Genomic DNA, 20,664 nt, shown 5'->3' with positions numbered 1-20,664 from the left:
CGCGAGCAGGCTCGCTCCCACAATGGATCTCGGTTGGTCACAAAATCTGTGTACACAACCCACCCCATGTGGGAGCGAGCCTGCTCGCGATAGGGCCCGTGAATGTTACAACGCGATCGGCGCCCGTTCGCACAACCTGCTCAACGCCTCAGCCCACTGCGGCTGATCATTCAAGCACGGCACCAGCACCAACTCCTCTCCCCCCGCCTCGCGGAACTGCTCGCGCCCGCGGTCACCGATTTCTTCCAGGGTTTCGATGCAGTCGGCCACGAACGCCGGGCACATCACCATCACCTTCTTGACCCCGCTTTTGGCCAATTCTTCCAGGCGCACTTCGGTATAGGGCTCGATCCACTTGGCGCGGCCGAGTCGGGACTGGAACGACACCGACCACTGACCGTCCTTGAGCCCCATCTGCCGGGCGAAGAGTTCGGCGGTGCGAATGCACTGGGCGCGGTAGCACGTCGCAATGACCTCCGGCGGCGCGTTCTTGCAGCAGTCGGCATCCTTGAAACAATGAAACCCGGTCGGGTCGAGCTTGGTCAGGTGCCGCTCCGGCAAGCCGTGGAAACTCAACAGCAGGTGGTCGTAATCCTGCATCAGATACGGCCTGGCGCTGGCAACCAGAGCGTCGAGGTATTCCGGCTGATCGTAGAACGGCTGGAGAATCGAGAACTGCACGTCGAGCTTCTTTTCCCGCACGACCCGCTTGGCCTCTTCGACCACGGTGGTAACGGTGCTGTCAGCGAACTGCGGATACAACGGCGCCAGGGTGATCTTCTTGTGCCCCTGGCTCGCCAGGCGCACCAGCGCCGACTCAATGGACGGCTCGCCGTAACGCATCGCCAATTCCACCGGCCCTTGGGTCCATTGGGCGGTCATGGCCTGCTGCAGTCGACGGCTGAGCACCACCAGCGGCGAACCTTCCTCCCACCAGATCGAGGCGTAGGCGTGGGCCGATTGCTCAGGGCGCTTGATCAGGATCAGCGACACCAGCAAACGCCGCACCGCCCATGGCAAGTCGATGACGTAAGGGTCCATCAGGAATTGATTGAGGTAGCGGCGAACATCGGCCACCGAAGTGGAGGCAGGCGAACCCAGATTCACCAGAAGCAACGCGTGATCGGTCATGCAACGTCCTATTTCAAAAGCGGCCGGACAAGTCGTCCAGTGCCGCAGGCAAATCCGTGAACCGGAAAGTGAAACCCGCCGCCTGTAACCGGGCCGGCGTGGCACGCTGGCCGCCCAGCAACAGCAGTGACAATTCCCCCAATGCGACTTTCAATACCAGCTCCGGCATAGGCATCACGGCGGGCCGATTCAATACGTGCCCCAGGGCCTTGGCGAAATCGCGGTTACGCACCGGGTTCGGCGCGCAGGCATTATAAGGACCGCTGGCGTCATCGCGGTGCAGAAGAAAATCAATCAGGGCGATTTGATCATCGATGTGGACCCATGGCATCCATTGCCGCCCATTGCCGATACGCCCACCCAGCGCCAGTTTGAAGGGCAATAGCAGCCGCGACAAAAAGCCGCCCTCGGCGGACAGGACCAGGCCGGTGCGAACCAGCACCACGCGTATGCCCATGGCCTCGGCCCGCTGCGCGGTTTCTTCCCAGGCGATGCACAATTGGCTGGCGAAATCCTCGCTGACCGGCCCCGACTCCTCGGTCAACTCCCGTTCACCACCGTCGCCATACCAGCCCACGGCGGAACCTGAAATCAACACGGCGGGTTTGCGCTCGCAGCGCTCCAGCCACGCCAGCAAAACCTCGGTCAGGGTGACGCGACTGCTCCACAGCAGCATCTTGCGCTTATGGGTCCAGGGCCGATCAGCAATCGGCGCCCCGGCGAGGTTGACCACCGCGTCCACCGGCTCGTCGATCTCATCGAGCCTGGCGACTCCGCGCACCTGCGCCCCGCAGATGTTGGCCACCTCTTCGGCTCGGCGACTCCATACCGTCAGGCGATGTCCCTGCCTCGACCAGAGACGGCAGAGCTGACGTCCGATCAAACCAGTACCGCCGGTCAGCAATATGTGCATGAGATGTTCCTCGCAGCGCGTTTTACCTGGCCCATTAGTCTATTTTTATAAGCAGGGATTTTTCGTATCGGACAGGGTCTGTGTTTAACAATAGGTCAACCTGTTCAAATGCGAACGGTAAAACTTATACCAAAAACCCAAATTGTACAGGTTTACGCGACGGCGCAGCCTTTACAGAAAGATAAACGAGGCCCCCATGACTGTACCCATCGCAATCATCGGTACCGGCATCGCCGGACTCTCAGCCGCCCAGGCCCTGACGGAGGCCGGGCATGTCGTTCAACTCTTCGATAAAAGCCACGGCAGCGGCGGACGCATGTCCAGCAAACGCAGCGACGCTGGCACCCTGGACATGGGCGCGCAATATTTCACCGCCCGTGATCGCCGCTTCGTCACCGAAGTCCAGCGTTGGCAGGCCAACGGCTGGGCGGCGGAATGGAACCCGCAACTCTACAACTTCCAGGACGGACAACTGACCCCTTCCCCGGACGAACAGACCCGCTGGGTCGGCACCCCGCGCATGAGCGCCATCACCCGCGCCCTGCTCGGCAAGTTGCATGTGCAGTTCTCCTGCCGGATCACCGAGGTCTACCGCGGCCAGGAACACTGGCACTTGCAGGACGCGGAAGGCTTCACCCATGGTCCCTTCGGCCAGGTCGTCATTGCCACGCCCGCGCCCCAGGCCACTGCATTGCTGGCGGCCGTGCCGAAACTGGCCGGGGTGGCGGCCGGCGTGAAGATGGACCCGACCTGGGCCGTGGCCCTGGCCTTCGAACAGGCATTGGACACCCCCATGGAAGGTTGCTTCGTGCAGGACAGCCCCCTCGACTGGCTGGCCCGTAACCGCAGCAAGCCGGGACGCGACAGCACGCTCGACACTTGGGTATTGCACGCCACCAGCGACTGGAGCCGACAGCACATCGACCTATCCAAGGAAGCGGTGATCGAACATCTGCATGGTGCTTTCGCCGAACTGCTGCACAGCGCCATGCCCGCCCCCAGCTTCAGCGTGGCCCATCGCTGGCTCTACGCCCGTCCTGCCGGCAATCATGAGTGGGGCGCCCTGGCCGATGCTGACCTGGGCCTGTATGTCTGTGGCGATTGGTGCCTGTCCGGCCGGGTCGAAGGTGCCTGGCTCAGCGGCCAGGAAGCCGCGCGGCGCTTGCACGCCAGCCTGCAGTAGATTGCGTCACCCTGCGCCACCCGCTGCTGTCGAACGAGACGGCAGCCTGCCCGTGAATAACGCCAGCAGCTTCCCTCACCTGCAAACCGGGTTGACTTGTACAGCCATGGATCTATGATGAATAAAATTGTACAAACAATAACATTTTGTACAAGTTTATACGCCAGAGGTCCGCATGTCCGACTCAGTCGCTATCCGCCCGAAAATCGCCGTCAGCGCTTGCCTGATGGGCGCGGAAGTTCGCTTCAACGGCGGGCACAAGCAATCGCAGCTGTGCAGCCGTCTCCTAGCGGAGCATTTCGACTTCGCGCCGGTCTGCCCGGAAGTCGCCATTGGCCTGGGCATTCCAAGAGAGCCGATCCGTTTGGTAGGCAATCCCGAACACCCCGAAGTGGTCGGCACAGTGACACAAGGCCTCAACGTAACCCGCCCCTTGGTCAATTACGCTCGGCAAATGGCCGCGGAACTGGACGACATCTGCGGCTACATCTTCATGCAGAAATCGCCGTCATGCGGGCTGGAGCGGGTCAAGGTCTACGACCATAACGGCGCGTCGCAGCCAGGTGGCGGACGTGGCGTCTACGCCCAGGCATTCTGCGACCTCCACCCGGACCTGCCGGTGGAAGAAGACGGCCGCCTCAACGACCCGGTGCTGCGGGAAAACTTCCTGACCCGGGTATTCGCCTACGCCGCCTGGCAGTCGCTGCGCCGCAAGGGCCTGACCCGGCGTGGCCTGATCGCGTTCCACTCGCACTACAAGTACCTGCTGATGGCTCACAACCCCGTGCAATACAAAGTCCTGGGCAACCTGTTGGGGAACATGGGCAAGACTGACCCCAACGAGCTGGGCCCGCGATATTTCAGCGCACTGATGGCCGCCTTGAAAAAGTGCGCCACCCGCCGCACCCACAGCAATGTGTTGCAGCACCTGAGCGGTTACCTCAAACGCGCCATCGACGCCGAGGACAAACGGGAGGTTCAGCATCTCATCGCCCAGTACCGCCTCGGCATCGTACCGCTGGTCGTGCCGCTGACCTTGCTCAAACATCACCTTCGCCAGCATCCCGATCCCTATCTGGCGCAACAGGTCTACCTGCAACCGCACCCGGAAAACCTCAGTTTGCGGAACGCCATCTGATGAAAGGCGATATAGACTCCAGCGCTCGCGAAGACCTGGGCGCCGATTTCGCCAAGGCCCTGGCGGACGGTTGGCTTCCCATACGCGAAGTGGCGCGGCGAACCGGTGTCAACGCCGTGACGTTGCGAGCCTGGGAACGCCGTTATGGCCTGATCGTGCCATTGCGCACGCCCAAGGGTCACCGGTTGTTCAGCACCGAACATGTACAGCGGATCCTGAGTATTCTCACCTGGATCGACCGGGGCGTGACGGTCAGCAAGATCAAACCCTTGCTCGACACACCGCAACCGCCCACCGAACCGCTGGACAGCGATTGGCAGCGCCAGCGTCACGCTCTCGCGCTGGCAGTGACGCAATTGGCCGAGCGTCAGGTCGATGACCTGGTCAATCAGGCCATGGGTTTATACCCACCCGGGACGGTGTGCGAACAGTTGCTGTTGCCCTTGCTGGAGGAGCTGCAATCGCGCTGGCAGGGCCAGTTCGGCGCACAGGTGGAGCGGGTGTTCCTGTACTCCTGGCTGCGCAGCAAATTCGGCAGTCGGATCTACCACAACAACCGTCAGTTGCGTGGCGCGCCGTTGCTGCTGGTCAACCATTCGGACGTTCCCCTGGAACCCGGCTTGTGGCTCACCGCCTGGTTGGCGAGCAGCGCCGATTGCCCAGTGGAAGTCTTCGATTCGCCGATACCGGCAGGCGAACTGGCCTTGGCGGTCGAACGCCTCAAGGCCCGCGGCGTGCTGTTGTATTCCAGCCACGCCCTGAACCTGTCGCAACTGCCCAGGCTGCTGAATGGCATTGACTGCCCGATCATCATTGCCGGCACCGCCGCGTCGATCCATCACGCCAGATTATCCACCGGCGTCTCGATGAAGGGCATCACCTGGGCTGAAGACCCTTTATCGGCTTATCGCGAGCTGAGTCGCAGAGCACTCCTTTGAGATGGAAAAAACCATGCAACTGATCTGGCTGCGCAGCGACCTGCGTCTGAACGACAATACTGCGCTGGCCGCAGCCGCGGCGCGGGGGCCTTGCGTGGCAGTGTACCTGACGAGTCCTGAGCAATGGCGCGCCCATGATGATGCGCCGTGCAAAATCGATTTCTGGCTGCGCAACCTGGCCTCGTTGAGCGCGGCCTTGAACGAACTGAACATCCCCTTGCTGATCCGTCACGCGCCGCACTGGGATCAGGCTCCGTCGGTACTGCTCACGCTGTGCCGGGAATTGAGCATCGACGCGGTTCATGTCAACGAAGAATATGGAGTGAATGAAGCCCGGCGCGACGCCGAGACAGCCCGGAGCCTGAAAGCCCAGGGCATCGATTTTCATAGCTACCTCGACCAGTTGCTGTTCAAGCCCGGCAGCGTACTGACCCGGACCGGCAGTTATTTCCAGGTGTTCAGCCAATTTCGCAAAGTCTGCTACAGCCGCCTGCACCGTTCACTGCCGAAGCTGATCCGCGCACCGTCCCGGCAGGCGCCGACCGCTATCCGCCGCGACCCGGTGCCAACGCAGGTGGAAGGCTTTGCTCCTCCCGGTGAATCCCTGCGCGCCCTCTGGCCCGCCGGTGAAAACGAAGCCCGGCGCCGCCTCGACACCTTTGTCGATCAACACCTGGACGTCTACCAAAGCGAACGGGACTTCCCCGCCAGGCCCGGTACCAGCCAGCTTTCAGCTTACCTGGTGGCTGGCGTGGTTTCGCCGCGCCAGTGCCTGCACGCCGCATTGCAGGCCAACCAGGGCGAATTCGAGAGTGGAAGCGTCGGAACCGTGACCTGGATCAATGAATTGCTCTGGCGTGAGTTCTATAAACACATTCTGGTGGGCTTTCCCCGTGTGTCCCGCCATCGCGCGTTCCGCCCGGAAACCGAAGCCCTGGCCTGGCGCAATGCGCCTGAAGAGCTGACAGCCTGGAAGCAGGCACGCACCGGCTTGCCGATTATCGATGCAGCCATGCGTCAATTGCTGGAAACAGGATGGATGCACAACCGTTTACGAATGGTCGTCGCAATGTTTCTCACCAAGAACCTGCTGATCGACTGGCGCGAAGGCGAGCGCTTTTTCATGCAGCACCTGATCGACGGAGACCTGGCCGCCAATAACGGTGGCTGGCAATGGAGCGCCTCCACCGGCACCGACTCGGCGCCCTGGTTTCGCATCTTCAACCCATTGAGCCAATCGGAAAAATTCGACCGTGAAGGGCGTTTTATTAAACGCTGGTTACCTGAGCTGAACGATCTCGATCAGCAACAGGTCCATAACCCATTGGGCGGATTGTTTGATAGGACGGGCTACCCAGCTCCGATCGTCAATCTCAGCCAATCCCGGGAACGGGCGCTGGGGGCTTTCAGGAATCTGCCAGCGCGACAACAGCCATGACTGAAAAGCCGGGCGATCAGCGAACATGAAATTGTCGATACCCAGGTGTAGGCCCAGTCATGCGAGATATAGTCAACAGGCTTCGCCGTGGACGTCTCTCACCAACCGCGATGCGCCGCCTCTATGAAAGGAGTATGGAATGGGTCTGAGACCACCACGGCGATATTGGCTGACGGGCGCGGGTAACGGCGTCGGCGCTTCGCTGGCCCAGGCGATACTCGAAACCGGAGCGAATCTGGCCATCAGTTCACGCTCGGTTCAATCCTGCGAAGCGCTCTCGGCACGTTATCCAGGTCAGGTACTGACGATGCCTGGCGACTTGACCGACGACCAGACAGTACGCGACATCACTGATCGGATCGCCCAGCAGTGGGGGGCCCTGGACACGTTGATCCTGAACGCCGGCACCACCGAGTACGTCGACAGTCATCTCCCCGACGCTTCTCTTATCGAACACATTGTGCGCAGCAACCTGTTGGTCGCAAGCCTTTGCATCGAGACAGCCTCACCATTGCTGCGTGCCGGCATCGCGCCCCTGCTGGTGGGAATCATCAGCCCGGCAACTTACCTGCCGGCGTCCCACACCGAGGGCAGCAACGGGGCAATGCGTTATCTATTCGAATCGGCTCGCGCCTCCGAAAACATCGACCTAACGCTCGTTCGCCCGGACTTCGATAGCGCGCTTGGGAGCCTGGCAGACTTTCCGGCCGCACCAGGATCGGCAGACGAAGCGGCCGCCTACATCCTGAGCCAGTTGGTCGAACGCCCCCCTGAAGTGCTTCTCCCCGTCACGGCCCTGGCTGCGCTGTGGCCGTTACCGTCTTCTGGCCAGACCGCACAGACGGACATCGATCCTTGCCAGGCAAGCGCCTGGTCACCGATCAAGGGTCGACCATGAGCGGCCCGCTTGCCTTACACTGCGCGCCATGGAAACCATCCCTCTCGCTGACCTCACTGCACCGACCGTTACGTGTTCAACGTGCGCGGCGTGCTGCTGCCAATTGGAAGTGCTGCTGATCACCGACACCGGTGTCCCGCAACGCTTCATCGCCACGGACGATTGGGGCGGAGAAGTGATGCTGCGCCTCGACGACGGCTGGTGCGCGGCGCTGGATCGCGACAGCATGAAGTGCACCATCTACGAAAAACGCCCCCTGATCTGTCGGGAGTTCGAAATGGGAGCGCCGGAATGCATTGAAGAACGCCGCGGGATTACGACGGCGTATCGGTAGAACATCACCGCCACTATCGCGAGCAGGCTCGCTTCCACAGGGATCAGCGGGGGATATCAGACTCGCGGCTACCCGCGAAACAGTGTGGGAGCGAGCCTGCTCGCGATAGCGGTAGCGCAGTCGACATCAAAGCCAACTGCGCCGGCGCCGCTGCAAGCAATTGCTCCCCACTGGTTCAGGTATTACAACGGCATCGTGTAGTGCAGGGCGTAGCTTTCCACGCCATCGTTGTCCGATTTGATGCCCGCGTTGGAATAATGAGTGGCGCGAATGCCCACTTCATGTCCGCCGTTGAAGCGCAGGCCGAAGCCGATGCGGTCTTCGAACTGGAACGAGCTACCGAGCTTGTTATCTTCCAGCTCGGTCTTGTCGAACAGCGCAACGCCTATGCCGGCCTCGACGTAAGGTTTTACGTTCTGACCGGAAAATTCATACACGAAGACGGGCGAGAACGACAGGCTGTGGTTGCTGGACGTCTTGTCCCCTTCCCAGTAGGTGTAGGCACCGCTCCAGTAGCCGGTCAGACGGCCTACGTCGCTTTGCCACCAACTCTTGTCCCAATCGAATTGCATCCCCAGACGATAAGTCATGGTCGAGTCGCTGGTCTGCCCGACCCCGAACTCCACACCTGCTGCCTGTGCGGTGTAGGTGTGCCCCAGCAATGCAGCCGCAAATGCGGCAAAGCAGAATAAACGCTTCATTAGAAACATCCTTTTCCGAACAAACATCGTTAGTTTTTTTGTTACAAACAGACAAGGCTATAGAAATCCGCGCTGGAACAGAAGTTCAGCAGCATTTACGGAATTTTCACATTTTGCTTACAGACTGAAGCTTTGCACAAGGCCAGACGAATGCCATAGCGTCGGTAGGATATTTCTTAAATGTGTCGGATCAGCGCTAGTCCAGAACTGCGTGTCGCTGGCCGGCCCCTCGGCCAACAATGCCCGTTCTGCCAGCAGGCGCTGGAGTTGCCGGGCCACGGCTGCGCCGGTGTCGATCAGGCTGATGTGGGCCGGGATCATTTGCTTGAGCAATGGCCTGAGGAACGGATAGTGCGTGCAGCCCAGGATCAGCGTATCGCATCCGGCTGCGAGCAACGGGTCAACGTAATGTTGCAGCAACTGATGCAAGGCCGGACTGTGCAAGTCACCCGCCTCGATCAGTTCCACCAGTCCCGGGCACGGTTGAGTGATGACCTGCACATCGGTGGCGAAACGGTCGAGCAAGGCGGCGAACTTGGCGCTCTGCAAGGTGCCGGTGGTGGCCAGTACGCCGACAATACCGCTGCGGGTAGCGGCGGCGGCCGGCTTGACTGCCGGCTCCATGCCGACGATGGGCCAGTGGGGGAAATCGCGACGCAGATCAGCTACCGCAGCGACCGTCGCGGTGTTGCAAGCCACCACCAGCGCCTTGGCGCCCTGGCCGAGGAGAAAGTCGGCAATGATCGCGCAGCGCTGCCGGATGTATTCCGGCGTTTTTTCACCGTAGGGAATATGCCCACAGTCAGCCACGTACAACAGCGTTTCGTTGGGCAGTAGCCGACGGATTTCCCCCAGCACCGACAACCCGCCGACGCCCGAGTCGAGCACACCGACCGGCGCTTCACTCATGACGGACACCACAGACACTGCAGGCCGGGTCACGCTTGACCCGCAGCTCGCGGAAACGTGTTCCCAGAGCATCGATCAACAGCAGGCGCCCCACCAACGGCTCACCGAAACCGGCCAGCAACTTCAAGGCTTCGAGGGCTTGCAAACTGCCTACCAGACCCACCAACGGCCCAAGCACTCCGGCTTCGCTGCAGGTCAGCTCGGCCTCGCTGCCATGGCCGTAGAGGCAGTGATAGCAAGGGCTTTCGGAACGGCGTGGATCGAACACCGAGAGCTGGCCCTCGAGACGGATCGCCGCCCCGCTGACCAGCGGCTTGCCCGCCGCAACACACGCCGCGTTGACCGCGGTACGCGTCGAGAAATTATCGGAACAGTCCAGCACCAGGTCCACTCCTGCGACAGCCGCGGCCAGGCTGTCCTCATCCATGGCCGTCGGATGAGGCACCAGTCGAACCTCGGGATTGATCGCCGTGAGACGACGCAGGGCCGAATCGACCTTGCTCAGACCGACGCTGTCGGTGTCATGGATGATCTGGCGTTGCAGGTTGGTCAGGTCGACCGTATCGAAGTCCGCCAGGTGCAGTTCGCCAACGCCGGCAGCGGCCAGGTACAGCGCCACCGGCGCACCGAGGCCACCGAGACCGACGATCAATGCACGACTCTGCTTGAGGCGCAGTTGGCCGTCGATGTCGACATGTTGCAGCAGAATCTGCCGGCTGTAGCGCAACAACTCCTGATCGTTCAGCACGGCAAGCACCCCAGGCTGATGCGTTCATGGCCACCCAGGTCCTTGCGACTGTGGACTTCGGAGAAGCCCTGGGCCTGCAACAGATCCCGCACCGCTTCGGCCTGATCGTAACCGTGCTCGAGCATCAACCAACCGCCCGGCGCCAGGTGATCCGGCGCCTGGGCGATGATCTCGCGCAGGTCATCGAGCCCATCCTGGCCCGCGACCAATGCACTGGCCGGCTCGAAACGCACATCGCCTTCGGCCAGGTGTGGATCGGCGGCGGCAATATAAGGCGGGTTGCTGATGATCAACTCGAAACGCTCGCCACCCAAGGCACTGAACCAGTGACTGCTCGACACCGTGACGTTGGCCAAGCCCAGGCGCTGGCGATTGCGTTCGGCCAGGGCCACGGCCTCCAGCACCCGGTCGACCGCCGTGACCTTCCAGGCCTGGCGCTCGCTGGCCAGCGCCAGGGCAATCGCGCCGCTACCTGTGCCCAGGTCCAGAACCCTGGCCGCCGTGGTCGGCAACAAGGCCAGCGCGGTTTCCACCAGCAATTCGGTGTCGGGGCGCGGGATCAGGGTATGGGGCGCGACTTCCAGGTCGAGCTTCCAGAAGCCCTGCTGCCCCAGGATATAGGCCACCGGCTCGCCGGAACGACGACGACGCAAGTATTCGGAGAACAGCAGCGCGGCCTCGCTTGGCACGATCCGCTCGGGCCAGGTGTGCAGGAAGCTGCGGGACTTGCCCAGCGCAGCCGCCAGCAGCAATTCGGTATCCAGTTTTGGCGTGGGAGAATCCGGCAGCTCGGCGGCGCGTAGCAGACTGGCGATGATGGTCATGTGTTCACCTTTTATTCGCCAATCGCGGCCAATTGGTCGGCCTGGTATTCGGCCAGCAGCGGTTCGATCACCGCATCGACACCGCCGGCCAGGATTTCATCCAGGGAATACAAGGTCAGGTTGACCCGGTGATCGGTGACCCGGCCCTGGGCAAAGTTGTAGGTGCGGATGCGCTCGGAACGATCACCCGAGCCCACCAGCAACTTGCGCTCGCTGGCGATGGCACTGGCCGCGGCACTGGTCTGCTGGTCGTTGAGCTTGGCCGACAACCAGGCCATGGCCCGGGCCCGGTTCTTGTGCTGGGAACGCTCTTCCTGGCATTCGACCACAATGCCCGAAGGCAAGTGGGTGATGCGGATCGCCGAGTCGGTCTTGTTGACGTGCTGGCCACCCGCGCCGGAGGAACGGTAGGTGTCGATCCGCAGGTCCGCCGGGTTGATTTCGATGGCTTCCTGTTCGTCCGGCTCGGGCAATACCGCCACCGTGCAGGCCGAGGTGTGGATACGCCCCTGGGATTCGGTGGCCGGCACACGCTGTACACGGTGGGCGCCGGATTCGAACTTCAACTTGCCGTAGACGTTGTCGCCTTCAACCCGGGCGATGACTTCCTTATAGCCGCCGTGTTCACCTTCGTTCTCCGAGAGGATCTCCACGCGCCAGCCACGCCGCTCGGCGTAGCGCGAATACATGCGAAACAGGTCGCCGGAAAAGATCGCCGCCTCATCGCCGCCGGTACCGGCGCGGATTTCCAGGAACACGTTGCGTCCGTCGTTCGGGTCCTTGGGCAGCAACATGCGCTGCAGATTGCTCTCCAGTTCGATCAACTGTTCTTTGGCCGCTCGGACTTCCTCCACTGCCATTTCGCGCAGGTCCGGGTCGCTGTCCTTGAGCAGTGCCTGGGCGCCGGCGAGGTCGTCTTGCACTTTGAGCAACTGTTTATAGGTGGCGACAACCGGCTCGACTTCCGCGTACTCCTTGGAATAGGTGCGGAATTTGTTCTGGTCGGAAATGACTTCGCCATCGCCCAGCAAGGCGGTCAGTTCTTCGAAACGGTCCTGGAGAGTGTCCAGTTTATTGAGCAGTGACGCTTTCATTGCGATTTCTTATCCGAAAAGCTATCCGGTGAACCCTCACCGAGGGCAAAGAGTTCCTGGGCCATGGCCAGTGCATCGAGGCGGCCCTCGGCGGTCAGTTTCTTGAGCTGGACACTGGGGGCGTGGAGCAATTTATTGGTCAGGCCACGGGCCAGTTGCACCAGCACCTCTTCAGCGCTGCCGCCGTTGGCCAGCAGGCGCTGGGCCTTTTGCAGCTCTTCATCGCGCAGGCGTTCGCTCTGCTGACGATAGGCCTTGAGCACATCCACCGCGGCCAGCTCGCGCAGGCGCACCATGAAGTCTTCGGCGCCGACGCTGATCATCTCTTCCGCCGCCTGGGCCGCGCCCTGCCGGCTCTTGAGGTTTTCGGCGACCACTTCGTGCAGGTCGTCGACGCTATAAAGGTACACGTCGTCCAGTTCGCCGACTTCCGGCTCGATGTCCCGGGGTACGGCAATGTCCACCATGAAGATCGGCTTGTGCTTGCGCAGCTTCAGGGCGCTTTCCACCGCGCCCTTGCCCAGGATCGGCAACTGGCTGGCAGTGGAACTGATGACGATGTCGCTGTGCACCAGCTCGGCCGGGATATCCGACAGCAACACCGCATGGGCGCCGAACTGTTCGGCCAGGGTACTGGCCCGCTCCAGGGTCCGGTTGGCGACGACGATGCGCTTGACCCCCAGATCGTGCAGATGGCGGGCGACCAGGGTGATGGTCTCGCCAGCGCCGATCAGCAGCGCCTGGCTGCGTTGCAGATCGCTGAAAATCTGTTTGGCCAGGCTGACAGCGGCAAACGCCACGGACACCGGGTTCTCGCCAATGGCCGTGTCGGTGCGTACCTGCTTGGCGGCGTTGAACGTGGCCTGGAACAACCGCCCCAGCAGCGGGCCGACCGTACCGGCCTCCCGGGCCACGGCATAGGCCGACTTCATCTGGCCGAGAATCTGCGGCTCGCCCAGCACCAGCGAATCGAGCCCGGAGGCGACACGCATCATGTGACGAACGGCCGCATCATCTTCATGCACATAGGCACTGGCACGCAGCTCTTCAAGGCTCAGGTCGTGGTATTCGGCCAGCCAGCGCAGCACGGCATCGACCGAAACATGATCCTGTTCTATATAAAGCTCACTGCGATTGCAGGTGGAGAGGATCGCAGCCTCGCGGCTCTCGGTGAGCCGGCAGAGCTGCTGCAGGGCCTCCACCAGCTGCTCAGGCGTAAAGGCCACGCGCTCGCGGACGTCTACTGAAGCAGTCTTGTGGTTGATACCAAGTGCAAGGAAGGCCATTCAAGGTCGCTGATGGTGACGTGAAGCCGGCAATTGTCCTACTTCGCCAGATCCAGAACAACCACTGCATCTCTATCGCCCTCGCTCGCTCCGTAAATCGACGGGGCGGTTATGTTTGACCGAAGGCTTGTGTCATGATGATCCGACCGCAGGTTAGTCGTCCTCTTCCTATATGAATAGATCTTCCGCGTTGCTCCTCGCTCTTGCCTTGCTCAGCGGCTGCCAGTCCATGGCCCCCGTTTCGACGGACGGTGCGCCGCCGGTCGAAGACAGCACGCAGGCACCTGAAAAACCCAAGGTCTACGGCTCGTTCAGTGAAGAAACCATCTTCAGCCTGTTGAGTGCCGAACTGGCAGGCCAGCGCAATCGCTTCGACATTGCGCTGGACAACTACGTGACCCAGGCCATCAATACCCAGGATCCGGGTATCTCCGAGCGGGCATTCCGCATCGCCGAGTACCTGGGAGCCGACCAGGCTGCGCTGGATACCGCGATGATCTGGGCCCGCAATGCCCCGGACGACCTCGAAGCGCAACGCGCCGCCGCCGTGCAACTGGCACGCGCCGGGCGCTACGACGACTCCATGGCCTATATGGAGAAAGTCCTGCAGGGCAAGGGGGATACCCATTTCGATTTCCTCGCATTGTCTGCTGCCGATACCGACCAGGAAACCCGCAGCGGCCTGATGAAGAGCTTCGACCGCCTGTTGGAACGCCACCCGAACAACGGTCAGTTGATTTTCGGCAAAGCCCTGCTGCTGCAACAGGATGGCGACGCCCAGGGCGCCCTCACCCTGTTGGAAGACAATCCGCCGGAAGCCGGCGAAGTGGCGCCGATCCTGCTGCGTGCTCGCCTGCTGCAAGGCTTGAACCGCGGCGACGAAGCGCTGCCGTTGCTGGAAAAAAGCATCAAGAAGTATCCGGACGACAAGCGCCTGCGCCTCACCTACGCCCGCATGCTGGTGGAAAACAACCGCATGGACGATGCCAAGGTGGAGTTCTCCAGCCTCGTCCAGCAGTACCCCGAAGACGACGAATTGCGCTACTCCCTGGCACTGGTCTGCCTGGAAGCCAAAGCCTGGGATGAAGCCAAGGGTTATCTGGAAGACCTGATCGCCCGGGAAAGCCATGTCGACTCGGCCCACCTGAACCTGGGTCGCATCGCCGAAGAACGCAACGACCCGGAAAGCGCGCTGATCGAGTACGCCCAGGTCGGCCCGGGCAACGACTACCTGCCGGCGCAGTTGCGCCAGGCCGATATCCTGATCGGCAACGGCAAGACGGCCGAAGCCCAGAGTCGCCTGGCCGTACAGCGCGACGCCCAGCCGGACTATGGCATCCAGCTCTACCTGATCGAAGCGGAAACCCTGTCGGCCAACAATCAGAGCGACAAAGCCTGGAACGTGCTGCAACAGGCCTTGAAGCAATACCCGGACGATCTGAACCTGTTGTACACCCGCGCCATGCTGGCGGAAAAACGCAACGACCTGGCCCAGATGGAAAAAGACCTGCGCCTGATCATCCAGCGCGACCCCGACAACGCCATGGCCCTGAACGCCCTCGGCTATACCCTGTCGGACCGCACCACCCGCTACGCCGAAGCCAAGGTATTGATCGAGCAGGCCCACCAGCTCAACCCGGAGGACCCGGCGGTGCTCGACAGCCTCGGCTGGGTCAATTTCCGCCTGGGCAACCTCGATGAAGCCGAACGCCTGCTGCGCCAGGCCCTGGAGCGTTTTCCCGACCAGGAAGTCGCCGCACACCTGGGCGAAGTCCTGTGGGCCGCCGGCAAACAACGCGAGGCCCGGCAGATCTGGAGCAAGTTCCTCAAGGACCAGCCCGACAGCCCCATCCTGCGCGGTACCATCAAACGCCTGACCGGATCAGAGACCCTTTAAGATCATGTTTTTGCGCCACTTCATCGTTTTCAGCTTCATCGCCCTGCTCGCCGGCTGTGCGGGCTTCGGCGCCCGCGAATCCGTCCAGGGCCACGGCAACCCGGCCCAGTGGCGTGAGCACAAGGCACAACTGAGCGGCCTCGACGGCTGGCAGATCGACGGCAAAATCGGCATCCGCGCCCCGAAGGATTCGGGCAGCGGCACGCTGTTCTGGCTGCAACGCCAGGATTACTACGACATCCGCCTGTCCGGCCCGTTGGGACGCGGCGCGGCGCGCCTGACCGGCCGGCCGGGGCAGGTTTCGCTGGAAGTCGCCAACCAGGGCCGCTACGAAGCGCCCACGCCCGAAGCCCTGCTGGAAGAGCAGTTGGGCTGGAAATTGCCGGTCTCCCATCTGACCTGGTGGGTGCGCGGGCTGCCGGCACCGGACAGCAAGAGTCGCCTGACCCTCGACGCCGACAGTCGCCTGTCCAACCTGGAACAGGACGACTGGCAGATCGAATACCTCAGCTATGCCCAGCAGAACGGCTACTGGCTGCCCGAGCGGATCAAGCTGCACGGCAGCGACCTGGATGTCACGCTGGTGATCAAGCAATGGCAGCCACGCAAGCTGGGGCAATGACATGACCGCTGCGCGCCTGACCCTGCCCTCCCCGGCCAAGCTCAACCTGATGTTGCACATCCTGGGTCGTCGTCCGGACGGTTACCACGAGCTGCAGACGATTTTCCAGTTCCTGGACTACGGCGATGAAATCACCTTCGCAGTGCGCGAGGACGGTGTCATTCGGCTGCATACCGAGTTCGAAGGCGTTCCCCACGACAGCAACCTGATCGTCAAGGCTGCAAGAAAACTCCAGGAGCAATCCGGTTGTTCGCTGGGCATCGACATCTGGATCGAAAAAATCCTGCCCATGGGCGGCGGTATCGGTGGCGGCAGCTCGAACGCGGCAACGACCCTGCTCGGGCTCAATCACCTGTGGCAGCTCGATTGGGACGCCGATCGCCTGGCGGCGCTGGGCCTGACGCTGGGGGCCGACGTACCGGTTTTCGTGCGTGGCCACGCGGCTTTTGCCGAAGGCGTCGGGGAGAAACTCACGCCCGTCGAGCCCGAAGAACCGTGGTACCTGGTACTGGTGCCGCAAGTCTCTGTAAGTACAGCAGAAATTTTTTCAGATCCCCTGTTGACACGTAACTCTCCGCCCATTAAAGTGCGCCCCGTTCCCAAGGGAAACAGTCGAAATGACTGCTTACCGGTGGTAGCAAGGCGTTATCCAGATGTTCGTAACGCTTTGAATTTGTTAGGTAAATTTACCGAAGCAAAACTCACCGGAACTGGAAGTTGTGTGTTTGGGGGCTTCCCAAGCAAAGCTGAAGCTGATAAAGTCTCGGCCCTTCTGACAGAGACCCTTACAGGGTTTGTAGCGAAAGGAAGCAACGTTTCGATGTTGCATCGCAAGCTGCAAAGTCTGCTCTAAAAGGAATCGAGTGCTGGGCACTCGCAGCAACAGATACAGGGGCGTCGCCAAGCGGTAAGGCAGCAGGTTTTGATCCTGCCATGCGTTGGTTCGAATCCAGCCGCCCCTGCCATTTTCCTATACTCATCCAGGTATACCCTCAGCCTTCAGGTACTGCGCGTGTCCAAGATGATGGTCTTTACGGGGAACGCTAACCCCGATCTGGCTCGGCGTGTCGTACGTCAGCTGCATATCCCTCTCGGTGACATTTCTGTCGGTAAGTTCTCCGACGGCGAAATCACTGCCGAGATCAATGAAAACGTTCGCGGTAAAGACGTCTTCATTATTCAGCCGACTTGCGCTCCGACCAACGATAACCTGATGGAGCTCGTCGTGATGGCTGATGCCTTCCGCCGTTCCTCGGCTACTCGTATCACTGCTGTTATTCCCTATTTTGGTTATGCCCGTCAGGATCGCCGTCCGCGTTCCGCGCGCGTGGCTATCAGCGCGAAAGTCGTGGCTGACATGCTCACCGTCGTCGGCATCGATCGTGTGCTCACGGTTGACCTGCATGCTGACCAGATCCAGGGTTTCTTCGATATTCCCGTAGACAACATCTACGGCTCCCCAGTCCTGGTGGATGACATTGAAGATCAGCGCTTCGAGAACCTGATGATCGTGTCCCCGGACATTGGCGGCGTCGTGCGTGCACGGGCAGTGGCCAAATCCCTGGGCGTGGATCTGGGCATCATCGACAAACGCCGTGAGAAAGCCAATCACTCCGAAGTGATGCATATCATCGGTGACGTCGAAGGGCGTACCTGTATCCTCGTCGACGACATGGTCGATACCGCCGGCACCCTGTGCCACGCGGCCAAGGCCCTGAAAGAGCATGGCGCTGCCAAGGTCTTTGCCTACTGCACACACCCTGTGCTGTCGGGTCGGGCAATCGAGAACATTGAAAATTCCGTGCTGGACGAGCTGGTGGTGACCAACACCATCCCGCTGTCCGCTGCCGCACAAGCCTGCGTACGTATCCGTCAACTGGATATCGCACCGGTGGTTGCCGAGGCGGTTCGCCGCATCAGCAATGAAGAATCGATCAGCGCGATGTTCCGCTAAGGGCCCTGCCCTTACATGACATCCCGTTGACGAAAAGCGCCCCGCCCCAACACTCATGTTGGGGCGGGGCTTTTTTGCCCATCCGCTTTGACGTCGGTCGCAGACGTCACCCGGAATGGCTATTTTGGAGATACAAAATGACTGATTTCACCCTGAACGCCCAAGCGCGTACCGACCTGGGGAAAGGTGCGAGCCGCCGCCTGCGTCGTCTCGCCAGCCAGGTTCCTGCCGTTGTATACGGTGGTGACAAGGCCCCTGAGTCCATCACCATGCTGGCCAAAGAAGTGGCCAAGCTGTTCGAAAACGAGGCTGCCTTCAGCCACGTGATCGAGCTGAACGTCGATGGCAAGAAGCAGAACGTCATCGTGAAAGCGATGCAGCGTCACCCGGCCAAGCAGTTCATCATGCACGCTGACTTCGTTCGCGTTGTTGCCGGTCAGAAGCTGACTGCTACCGTTCCAGTGCACTTCATCAACGAAGCTGCCCCGGTCAAGAAAGGCGGCGAGATCTCGCACGTGACTTCCGAACTGGAAGTGACCTGCCTGCCGAAAGACCTGCCTGAATTCATCGAAGTCGACCTGGCTGACGCCGAAGTCGGCACGATCATTCACCTGTCTGACCTCAAGGCCCCTAAAGGCGTTGAGTTCGTTGCTCTGGCACACGGTGATGACAAGGCTGTTGCCAACGTCCACGCTCCACGTGTTGCTCCAGAAGCTACCGAAGAAGGCGCTGCAGAGTAATTTCACTCTGTCGCCGGAGTGACCGGAAAACATCGCGGACTGGAACGTAGCGAGACAGCGGGCGGGAACGCGAAGTTTACTTAACGGTAGATCCGCACTGTTCGTCCACTGTCGCTACCGTCTGATCGCGACGTTATCCACACTCCAGGAAGGGCCCCTATCGTGACTGCCATCAAACTGATCGTTGGCCTGGGAAATCCAGGCACCGAATACGAACAGACCCGGCATAACGCAGGGGCCCTTTTTGTTGAGCGCATCGCGCACGCGCAAGGCGTCAGCCTGGCGGCCGATCGCAAGTATTTCGGCCTGACCGGACGTTTCTCGCATCACGGTCAGGATGTTCGCCTGTTGATTCCCACCACCTACATGAACCGTAGCGGCCAAGCCGTGGCGGCATTGGCCGGTTTCTTCCGCATCAAGCCTGAAGAAATCCTGGTGGCCCACGACGAACTCGATCTGCCTCCGGGCGTTGCCAAGCTCAAGCAGGGCGGCGGCCATGGCGGTCACAACGGGTTGCGCGACATCATCGCGCAGCTGGGTAATCAGAATACCTTCCACCGCCTGCGGCTTGGCATCGGCCACCCGGGCGTAGCCAGCATGGTTTCAAATTTTGTCCTGGGTCGCGCGCCTCGCGCCGAACAGGAAAAACTCGATGCCAGCATCGACTTTGCCCTCGGCGTGCTGCCGGATATCCTCGCCGGTGAATGGAACCGCGCGATGAAAAACCTGCACAGCCAGAAGGCCTGACTCTTACCGAGGGGAAACACCATGGGATTCAATTGCGGCATCGTCGGCCTGCCTAACGTCGGCAAGTCCACCCTGTTCAACGCCCTGACCAAATCCGGTATCGCGGCCGAGAACTTCCCCTTCTGCACCATCGAGCCGAACAGCGGTATCGTGCCGATGCCGGATTCGCGCCTGGACGCACTGGCGGCCATCGTCAACCCCAAGCGCATCCTGCCGACCACCATGGAGTTCGTCGACATCGCGGGCCTCGTTGCCGGTGCCTCGAAAGGTGAAGGCCTGGGCAACAAGTTCCTGGCCAACATCCGTGAAACCGACGCCATCGCCCACGTGGTGCGCTGCTTTGAAGACGAGAACGTGATTCACGTCTCCAACAGCGTCGACCCGAAGCGTGACATCGAGATCATCGACCTGGAACTGATCTTCGCCGACCTCGACAGCTGCGAGAAGCAACTGCAGAAAGTCGCCCGCAACGCCAAGGGTGGCGACAAGGATGCAGTGGTCCAGAAAGGCCTGCTGGAGCAATTGATCGCTCACTTCACCGAAGGCAAGCCTGCGCGCAGCCTGATGAAGAACATGAGCACCGATGAGAAACTGGTGATCAAGGGCTTCCACCTGCTGACCACCAAGCCGGTCATGTACATCGCCAACGTCGCTGAAGACGGTTTCGAGAACAACCCGCACCTGGACGTGGTCAAGGCCATCGCCGAAGAAGAAGGCGCCGTGGTGGTTCCGGTCTGCAACAAGATCGAAGCGGAAATCGCCGAGCTGGACGATGGCGAAGAGAAAGACATGTTCCTCGAGGCCCTGGGCCTGGAAGAGCCTGGCTTGAACCGCGTGATCCGCGCCGGCTATGAAATGCTTCACCTGCAAACCTACTTCACCGCCGGTGTCGAGGAAGTTCGCGCCTGGACCGTACGCGTCGGTGCCACCGCACCACAAGCCGCTGGCGTGATCCACACCGACTTCGAAAAAGGCTTCATCCGTGCCGAAGTCATCGCCTACAACGACTTCATCCAGTACAAGGGTGAAGCCGGTGCCAAGGAAGCCGGTAAATGGCGCCTGGAAGGCAAGGAATACATCGTCAAGGACGGCGACGTGATGCACTTCCGCTTCAACGTCTGACGGTTTGTCGCGTGGCAGCTTCGCACTGCCACGCGACCTCCTCCACA

The 20,664-nt window shown here is 61.1% G+C and carries 21 protein-coding genes and 1 tRNA gene; 14 read left to right on the top strand and 8 right to left on the bottom strand.

The genetic code is table 11. The annotated features are described in order from the left end of the window. Window positions 1-105: 105 nt before the first annotated feature. Window positions 106-1,131, bottom strand: coding sequence for a ferrochelatase (hemH, locus tag CGA22_RS25105; RefSeq protein ID WP_041020500.1), 1,026 nt, complete (start codon window positions 1,129-1,131; stop codon window positions 106-108). A gap of 13 nt (window positions 1,132-1,144) precedes the next feature. Next, window positions 1,145-2,044: a TIGR01777 family oxidoreductase gene (locus tag CGA22_RS25100; RefSeq protein WP_041020501.1), complete on the bottom strand. Its 900-nt coding sequence runs from the start codon at window positions 2,042-2,044 to the stop codon at window positions 1,145-1,147. 196 nt (window positions 2,045-2,240) lie between these two features. Between CGA22_RS25100 and CGA22_RS25095 the strand changes: the two genes are divergently transcribed. The 6 genes from CGA22_RS25095 (at window position 2,241) to CGA22_RS25070 (ending at window position 7,973) form a co-directional block, all read left to right on the top strand. Further along, window positions 2,241-3,227 carry an NAD(P)/FAD-dependent oxidoreductase gene (locus CGA22_RS25095; protein ID WP_041020502.1) on the top strand — a complete coding sequence of 329 codons (987 nt, stop codon included), beginning with the start codon at window positions 2,241-2,243 and terminating at the stop codon, window positions 3,225-3,227. Window positions 3,228-3,402: 175 nt separating this feature from the next. Next, window positions 3,403-4,365, top strand: coding sequence for a YbgA family protein (locus CGA22_RS25090; RefSeq protein ID WP_041020503.1), 963 nt, complete (start codon window positions 3,403-3,405; stop codon window positions 4,363-4,365). Continuing rightward, window positions 4,365-5,303: a MerR family transcriptional regulator gene (locus tag CGA22_RS25085; RefSeq protein WP_041020504.1), complete on the top strand. Its 939-nt coding sequence runs from the start codon at window positions 4,365-4,367 to the stop codon at window positions 5,301-5,303. The genes CGA22_RS25090 and CGA22_RS25085 overlap by 1 nt, the downstream gene beginning before the upstream one ends. A 13-nt stretch (window positions 5,304-5,316) precedes the next feature. Then, entirely contained in the window at window positions 5,317-6,741 is a 1,425-nt protein-coding gene (gene phrB, locus CGA22_RS25080; protein WP_041020505.1) for a deoxyribodipyrimidine photo-lyase, read from the top strand. Between the two features lie 139 nt (window positions 6,742-6,880). Next, a complete protein-coding gene (locus tag CGA22_RS25075; RefSeq protein WP_041020506.1) occupies window positions 6,881-7,639 on the top strand; it encodes an SDR family NAD(P)-dependent oxidoreductase in 759 nt (252 codons plus the stop codon). A 28-nt stretch (window positions 7,640-7,667) separates the two neighbouring features. Further along, window positions 7,668-7,973, top strand: a complete 306-nt coding sequence (locus tag CGA22_RS25070; protein ID WP_024778144.1) for a YkgJ family cysteine cluster protein — start codon at window positions 7,668-7,670, stop codon at window positions 7,971-7,973. Between the two features lie 182 nt (window positions 7,974-8,155). On the opposite strand, the gene CGA22_RS25065 is transcribed toward CGA22_RS25070, so the two are convergent. The 6 genes from CGA22_RS25065 to hemA form a co-directional block, all read right to left on the bottom strand. Then, window positions 8,156-8,674: an acyloxyacyl hydrolase gene (locus CGA22_RS25065; protein WP_041020507.1), complete on the bottom strand. Its 519-nt coding sequence runs from the start codon at window positions 8,672-8,674 to the stop codon at window positions 8,156-8,158. Window positions 8,675-8,791: 117 nt separating this feature from the next. Continuing rightward, on the bottom strand, window positions 8,792-9,583 hold the full coding sequence (murI, locus tag CGA22_RS25060) for a glutamate racemase (RefSeq protein WP_041020508.1): 792 nt from the start codon (window positions 9,581-9,583) through the stop codon (window positions 8,792-8,794). After that, complete coding sequence (locus CGA22_RS25055) at window positions 9,576-10,331, bottom strand: molybdopterin-synthase adenylyltransferase MoeB (protein WP_041020517.1); 756 nt, start codon at window positions 10,329-10,331, stop codon at window positions 9,576-9,578. The genes murI and CGA22_RS25055 overlap by 8 nt, the downstream gene beginning before the upstream one ends. Continuing rightward, a complete protein-coding gene (gene prmC / locus CGA22_RS25050) occupies window positions 10,325-11,155 on the bottom strand; it encodes a peptide chain release factor N(5)-glutamine methyltransferase (protein WP_041020509.1) in 831 nt (276 codons plus the stop codon). The genes CGA22_RS25055 and prmC overlap by 7 nt, the downstream gene beginning before the upstream one ends. An 11-nt stretch (window positions 11,156-11,166) precedes the next feature. Further along, window positions 11,167-12,249 (bottom strand): peptide chain release factor 1, encoded by a 1,083-nt coding sequence (gene prfA, locus CGA22_RS25045; protein ID WP_041020510.1) that lies wholly within the window; start codon window positions 12,247-12,249, stop codon window positions 11,167-11,169. Further along, window positions 12,246-13,535, bottom strand: a complete 1,290-nt coding sequence (gene hemA, locus CGA22_RS25040; RefSeq protein WP_041020511.1) for a glutamyl-tRNA reductase — start codon at window positions 13,533-13,535, stop codon at window positions 12,246-12,248. Before hemA ends, prfA begins: the two co-directional genes overlap by 4 nt. 172 nt (window positions 13,536-13,707) lie before the next feature. On the opposite strand from hemA, the gene CGA22_RS25035 reads away from it, so the two are divergent. The 8 genes from CGA22_RS25035 (at window position 13,708) to ychF (ending at window position 20,617) form a co-directional block, all read left to right on the top strand. After that, window positions 13,708-15,432 carry a tetratricopeptide repeat protein gene (locus CGA22_RS25035; RefSeq protein ID WP_041020512.1) on the top strand — a complete coding sequence of 575 codons (1,725 nt, stop codon included), beginning with the start codon at window positions 13,708-13,710 and terminating at the stop codon, window positions 15,430-15,432. A gap of 4 nt (window positions 15,433-15,436) precedes the next feature. Then, window positions 15,437-16,054, top strand: a complete 618-nt coding sequence (lolB, locus tag CGA22_RS25030) for a lipoprotein insertase outer membrane protein LolB (RefSeq protein ID WP_024778152.1) — start codon at window positions 15,437-15,439, stop codon at window positions 16,052-16,054. 1 nt (window position 16,055) lies between these two features. Next, the gene (gene ispE, locus CGA22_RS25025) at window positions 16,056-16,907 is read left to right on the top strand and encodes a 4-(cytidine 5'-diphospho)-2-C-methyl-D-erythritol kinase (protein WP_041020513.1); all 852 of its coding nucleotides are present in this window, start codon (window positions 16,056-16,058) and stop codon (window positions 16,905-16,907) included. 37 nt (window positions 16,908-16,944) lie between these two features. Next, window positions 16,945-17,019 (top strand) — tRNA-Gln (locus CGA22_RS25020). A gap of 47 nt (window positions 17,020-17,066) precedes the next feature. Next, the gene (locus CGA22_RS25015) at window positions 17,067-18,008 is read left to right on the top strand and encodes a ribose-phosphate pyrophosphokinase (protein ID WP_003205529.1); all 942 of its coding nucleotides are present in this window, start codon (window positions 17,067-17,069) and stop codon (window positions 18,006-18,008) included. A 137-nt stretch (window positions 18,009-18,145) separates the two neighbouring features. Continuing rightward, a complete protein-coding gene (locus CGA22_RS25010; RefSeq protein ID WP_041020514.1) occupies window positions 18,146-18,748 on the top strand; it encodes a 50S ribosomal protein L25/general stress protein Ctc in 603 nt (200 codons plus the stop codon). Window positions 18,749-18,910: 162 nt separating this feature from the next. Then, on the top strand, window positions 18,911-19,495 hold the full coding sequence (pth, locus tag CGA22_RS25005; RefSeq protein ID WP_041020515.1) for an aminoacyl-tRNA hydrolase: 585 nt from the start codon (window positions 18,911-18,913) through the stop codon (window positions 19,493-19,495). A 21-nt stretch (window positions 19,496-19,516) separates the two neighbouring features. Next, on the top strand, window positions 19,517-20,617 hold the full coding sequence (gene ychF / locus CGA22_RS25000) for a redox-regulated ATPase YchF (protein WP_024778156.1): 1,101 nt from the start codon (window positions 19,517-19,519) through the stop codon (window positions 20,615-20,617). Window positions 20,618-20,664 lie beyond the last annotated feature (47 nt).

Origin of the sequence: Pseudomonas sp. PSB18, from assembly GCF_014596565.1 — a bacterium.
In the GTDB taxonomy this organism is placed as follows: Bacteria; Pseudomonadota; Gammaproteobacteria; order Pseudomonadales; family Pseudomonadaceae; genus Aquipseudomonas.
Note: the sequence above shows the minus strand (reverse complement) of the source record. Positions and strands in the feature narration are given on the sequence as shown.